5 protein-coding genes are annotated in these 5,695 nt (G+C 62.7%); 2 read left to right on the top strand and 3 right to left on the bottom strand.

The genetic code is table 11. The features are described from left to right. Positions 1-16: 16 nt before the first annotated feature. Positions 17-1,198 (bottom strand): NO-inducible flavohemoprotein, encoded by a 1,182-nt coding sequence (gene hmpA, locus ACRESD_RS08530; RefSeq protein WP_431750520.1) that lies wholly within the window; start codon positions 1,196-1,198, stop codon positions 17-19. Between the two features lie 147 nt (positions 1,199-1,345). Between hmpA and norR the strand changes: the two genes are divergently transcribed. After that, complete coding sequence (gene norR / locus ACRESD_RS08535; RefSeq protein ID WP_431750521.1) at positions 1,346-2,872, top strand: nitric oxide reductase transcriptional regulator NorR; 1,527 nt, start codon at positions 1,346-1,348, stop codon at positions 2,870-2,872. A 90-nt stretch (positions 2,873-2,962) separates the two neighbouring features. Here the strand turns inward: norR and ACRESD_RS08540 are convergent, their stop codons facing one another. Then, entirely contained in the window at positions 2,963-3,865 is a 903-nt protein-coding gene (locus ACRESD_RS08540) for a DMT family transporter (protein WP_431750522.1), read from the bottom strand. A 136-nt stretch (positions 3,866-4,001) separates the two neighbouring features. Here ACRESD_RS08540 and ACRESD_RS08545 point away from each other — a divergent pair, with 136 nt between their 5' ends. Continuing rightward, positions 4,002-4,877, top strand: coding sequence for a helix-turn-helix domain-containing protein (locus tag ACRESD_RS08545; protein WP_431750523.1), 876 nt, complete (start codon positions 4,002-4,004; stop codon positions 4,875-4,877). On the opposite strand, the gene ACRESD_RS08550 is transcribed toward ACRESD_RS08545, so the two are convergent. Continuing rightward, on the bottom strand, positions 4,874-5,695 hold an 822-nt coding region (locus tag ACRESD_RS08550), incomplete at its 5' end, for a response regulator transcription factor (RefSeq protein WP_431750524.1). The genes ACRESD_RS08545 and ACRESD_RS08550 overlap by 4 nt on opposite strands.

Below are 5,695 nucleotides of genomic sequence, written 5' to 3' on the forward strand. Positions count from 1 at the left end.
ATGTTTCGGTTAAACCTTATTCCAGCGCCGCCGCCGGGCCGAAGAACTCGTAGCGGCTTTGCTTCTCCGGCACGCCCAGCGCCTTGAGGTGGCGCTTGATCGCCGCCATGAAACCTTTAGGCCCCAGGAAGTAAGCATCCACATCACGCTGCTCAGGCAACCACGCCGCCAGTTGCTCCTGGGTCAGCATGCCCACTTTGTCCGCCACCGGGCTCACACCGTCGTCCTCGGCGTAGCAATAGAAGCGCTTGAGTTGCGGATGCTGGGCCGCCAGGCCATCGACCCAATCACGGAACGCATGCACCCCACCGTTACGCGCACAGTGAATGAAGTGCACTGGCCGTTCTGTCGCCAGGGCCGCTTCGAGCATCGGCAATGTCGGCGTGATGCCAACCCCACCGCTGATCAGCACCAGCGGCTTGTCGCTGGCTGCCAGGGTGAACTCGCCCGAAGGTGGGAACAGGTCGATGGTCGCGCCAACATGCATCTGGTCATGCAGGTAATTGGAGACCCGCCCATTGGCTTCACGCTTGACGCTGATGCGGTACAGGCCTTTATCGGTCAGGGCCGACAGGGAATAGTTGCGGCGCACTTCCTCGCCATCGAGCACCAACTTCAGGCCAATGTATTGGCCCGGCGCAGCCGCCAGGATCGGGCCGTTATCCACCGGAGCGAAATAGAAGGAGATGATCTCGTCGCTCTCCTCTACCCGCTTGACCAGGATGAACGGCCGCGCACCGCGCCAGCCGCCCGGGGCCTGGGCTTTTTCGTCATAGATGGCGGCTTCGGCACCGATCAGGATATCCGCCAGTTGGCCATATGCCGCGCCCCAGGCACTCATCACTTCCGGGGTGGCGATCTCGCTGCCCAACACTTCGGAGATGGCACGCAGCAAGCAGGCCCCCACGATCGGGTAGTGCTCCGGCAGAATCTGCAAGGCGACGTGTTTGTTGATGATCTTCGCCACCAGGTCGCCCAGTTGGTCCAACTGGTCGATATGCCGCGCGTACATCAACACGCCATTGGCCAGGGCACGAGGCTGGTCGCCGCTGGCCTGGTGGGCCTGGTTGAACAGCGGGCGAACTTCCGGGTATTCGCTGAGCATCATGCGGTAGAAATGGGTGATCAGGGCTTCACCGCCGCTTTCCAGCAGGGGCACAGTGGATTTGACAATGGCGCGGTCTTGGGCACTAAGCATGGCTGACTCCTGGGTCTTTTTACTGATTGCCTTTGCTTACTCAGTATTCGTGCCAACTTGTTAATCGTTATTTTTCAATGACTTAAATATTATGTAGTCAGTATGACATCCTACGCTTTATAGTCATAAGGACTACAAGGAGTCATTATGACTGCACAATCGCTGCTCACCACCCTACTGCCCCTGGTCGCCGACTTGTCCCGCGAGCTGCCCGAAGGCGAGCGCTACCGCCGCCTGCTGCAAGCCATGCGCGCCTTGCTGCCGTGTGATGCCGCCGCGTTGCTACGCCTGGACGGTGAATGGCTGGTGCCCCTGGCAGTGGACGGTTTGAGCCCCGATACCTTGGGCCGGCGCTTCAAGGTCAGTGAACACCCGCGCTTTGCCGTGCTCTTAAGCAGCCCCGGCCCGACGCGCTTCGACAGCGACAGTGAACTGCCCGACCCTTACGACGGTTTGGTCGACGGCTTGCACGGGCATCTGGAAGTGCACGATTGCATGGGCTGCCCGCTGTTTGTCGACGATCAACCCTGGGGCCTGCTGACCCTCGACGCCTTGGACACCGAGCGTTTCGAGCGTGTCGAACTGGACGCCCTGCAAGCCTTTGCCAGCCTCGCTGCGGCGACCGTCAACGTGGCTGAACGCATCGAACGGCTGACCCTACGCGCCGAAATCTACCGCGAGGCCAGCGGCCAGCAGCACAAGGAAATGATCGGCCAGAGCAAGCCCCATAAACGCCTGGTGGAAGAGATCAAGCTGGTGGGCGGCAGCGACCTCACCGTACTGATCACTGGCGAAACCGGTGTCGGCAAGGAGCTGGTGGCCCACGCTATCCACGCGGCCTCGCCCCGTGCGGACAAACCGCTGATCAGCCTCAACTGCGCCGCGTTGCCGGAAACCTTGGTGGAAAGCGAGTTGTTCGGCCATGTGCGCGGCGCCTTCACCGGCGCGTTGAACGAGCGCCGGGGCAAGTTCGAGCTGGCCAATGGCGGCACCCTGTTCCTCGACGAAGTGGGCGAGTTGTCACTGACCGTGCAAGCCAAGCTGCTGCGCGTACTGCAGAGCGGCCAGTTGCAGCGCCTGGGCTCGGACAAAGAGCACCGAGTGGACGTGCGCCTGATCGCCGCCACCAACCGTGACCTGGCCGAAGAAGTGCGCAATGGTCGCTATCGCGCGGACTTCTACCACCGCCTCAGCGTATACCCGCTGCAAGTGCCAGCGTTGCGAGAGCGCGGCAGGGACGTGCTGCTGTTGGCGGGTTTCTTCCTGGAGCAGAACCGCTCGCGCATGGGCCTGGGCAGCCTGCGTCTGACCAGCGATGCCCAGGCAGCACTGCTGGCCTACAACTGGCCGGGTAATGTGCGCGAGCTGGAACATTTAATTGGCCGCAGCGCCCTGAAGGCCCTGGGTAACTGTCGCGAACGGCCGAAGATCCTCAGCCTGAGCGCCCAGGACCTGGACTTGCCCGACATCAGCGCGCCACTGCCGGTCGAAACGCAGGCCGAATCAGCCCCCGTCGTCACCGGCGACCTGCGCCAGGCCACCGAGCACTATCAGCGCCAGATCATCAGCGCTTGCCTGGAACGCCACCAGCAAAACTGGGCCGGCGCCGCCCGCGAACTGGGCCTGGACCGCGCCAACCTGGGGCGCATGGCCAAGCGCCTTGGCCTCAAATAACTGTGGGAGGGGGCTTGCCCCCGATGGCATTGGGTCAGGCACCTGATAGTTAGCTGACACACCGTCATCGGGGGCAAGCCCCCTCCCACATTAGATTTGCTTAGCCTGAAACACCGGGCTCACAGGCTTGGGTTTGCGAAACACCAACACATTGCCCAGCATCACCAGCACCAACCCCGCCAACGCTGGCGCGGTCCATTGATAGCCCTCGGCAAACGCCGACACATTCAGCGCCACCACCGGGAACAATACCGTGCAATACGCCGCGCGCTCCGGCCCCATGCGGCCGACCAGCGTGAGGTAGGCGGTAAAACCGATCACCGAGCCCGGAATCACCAAATACCACAGGGCGCCGATGTAGCGCGCGCTCCAATCCATATCGAACGGAATACCGCGCACGGCACAGTAGGTCGCCAGCATCACCGAGCCATACGCCATGCCCCAGGCGTTGGTGGTGAGCGGCTTGAGCCCGGCCTTCTGTTGCAGGCTCGACAGCATATTGCCCGCCGAAAAACACATCGTGCCGAGCAACGCCAAGCCCAGGCCGAGCAAAGTCTGTGGGCTGGCGGTATGCCCGACCAATTCCGGCCAGAACAGAAAGCCCAACCCCAGCAGCCCCAACGCGCCCCCCATCAACACATTACGCGCCACCCGCTGGCCGAAGAACACCCGGGCATTCAACGCGTTCCACAACGTGGCCGTGGAAAACACCACCGCTACCAACCCGCTGGGAATCCATTGGCTGGCGGTGAGAAAGCACATGAAGTTGACGCAGAACAGGCACAACCCCTGGGCCAGGCAGATCAGGTGCCCACGCCGGTTCATCACCTGCAGTTTGCGGCTGAGCAGCAACAGCGCAAACAACACCAGCGCCGCCAGGCCGAAGCGATAGACGATCGACACGGGAATCGCCACCACGCCCAACTGCCATTTGAGGGCGATCCAGGTCGTGCCCCAGATCAGCACCGTGAGTAAATACAGGAAAAGGTTCATAGCGGGCTCCGTCAATTGAGCCACAGTGTCGCCGCCAACGCCGGGAAAGCACTTGCAGATTCTTGCGCTTTTGTCGGCCGGTGGGCTCACAGCGCCGGTCACCCGGAGTAGGATGCAAGACGTCGGAGAACACGCCATGCCAGATCTGGAATCCCTGCAAGTCTTTCAATCCCTTAACCGCTCGCCCAACGCACGCCTCGAAGCCTGCGCCGAGCTCGGTGACGGATTGTCTGCGGCCCTGTGGAGCAATCACCATGATGCCCAGGATTACCAGGCGCCCGGCCATCACACCCTGTCCTGCTACATCGGCGGTGGCACCGGCACGTTCCGGCGTGACCAGCCGGGCACCAAGGGTGGCCCCGACAAACTGTGCATCCTGCCCGCCGAGCACCAGTCGGCCTGGGTCATCAACGGTGAGATCCGCCTGGCCCACGTGTATTTCAGCCCGGAACAATTTGCCCTCGGTTGCGTCACCCTGCTTGACCGCGAGCCGCGTGAACTTCAACTGCGCGAAAGCACTTTCCTGGAAGACGCCACCCAAGCCCGGCGCTTTCACCAGTTGATCGCCCTCAACTGGCACGAACCCGCCGAGCGCCTGCTGACCAGCAGCCTGGCCCACGAAATGCTCAGCCACACCTTGCTCAGCCAAGTGGGCGCGCGAAACGGACTGCGCTTGAAAGGCGGGCTGGCGGCCCACCAGCGGCGGCTATTGGTGGAATACATCGACCACCACCTGGAAGACCCTATCAGTCTGGGGCAGTTGGCCGGACTGTGTGCGCTGTCGGAGTACCATTTTGCGCGGATGTTCCGCCAAAGCTTCGGCCTGCCGCCCCATCAATATCTCTTGGCGCGTCGCCTGGCGCGTGCGCAAACCCTGCTGCGCGGTGGCGCGCTGCCCTTGGGTGAAATCGCCTGGATGTGCGGTTTCTCCAGTGCCAGCCACTTCACCCATCGTTTTCGCCAGGCCATGGGCGCCACACCTGGGGAGTACCGCCAGGCGTTCAGCGCCTAGGTCATCAAGCCCAACGTCTTGGCCTTGGCCACCGCCTGGGTGCGCCGCTCCACACCGAGTTTGCTATGGATGCGCCGCGCGTGGGTCTTGACGGTGTGCAGGGAAATAAACAGGCGGTCGGCGATTTCCAGGTTGGAGTTGCCCTGGGCGATTAACTGCAACACTTCCAGCTCGCGCTGGCTCAGGGGGTTGTCCGCCGCGCCCGCCGTTGACACCTGAGCCTCCAGGCCCAATTCGCTCAACAACCCCGGCGCGCGCAAGCGCAACTCGCGAATCGCCTGTTGCACCTGACAGCGTTGCGCCAGAGCCTGGCCGGTTTGCAGCGCACCACGCGCCAGGGCCGAATCGCCCAGTTGCCAAGCCACTTCACCCAGTACCAGGTGCAATTCGGTTTCCAGGCACAGCATGCCGCGCTGCCGAGTGGTGTCGAGCAAGGCATTAATGCGTGCGATAGGTTGGTCGGCACAACCCAGTTTCACCTCGGCCAACACCAGCAGGTATTCCAGACGCGGCACCAATTCCAGGGTAGCCGGCGGCGCCTGCCGGGCCTGGGGGCCACGAAAGTGACGCAAGACCCGGCGCACCGCCTCCACCGTCAACTCGGCACGCCCTTGCTGTAACCAGAAGTGCCCGCTGACCAACAGCAGCACGGCGCGGTACACCGTGTCTGGCACGTGCCGTTGCTGCATCAAGCGCTCGGCATCACGCAACTGGATAAAGGCCTGGGCGTAATCGCCACGGTTGGCGGCCAGCAAGGCCAGGCCGAGAAACCCGTACAGCACGCGTTTGTCGTGGCTGTGCAGGCACATCTTCAACCC

It is taken from the genome of Pseudomonas sp. (assembly GCF_050739995.1).
In the GTDB taxonomy this organism is placed as follows: Bacteria; Pseudomonadota; Gammaproteobacteria; order Pseudomonadales; family Pseudomonadaceae; genus Aquipseudomonas.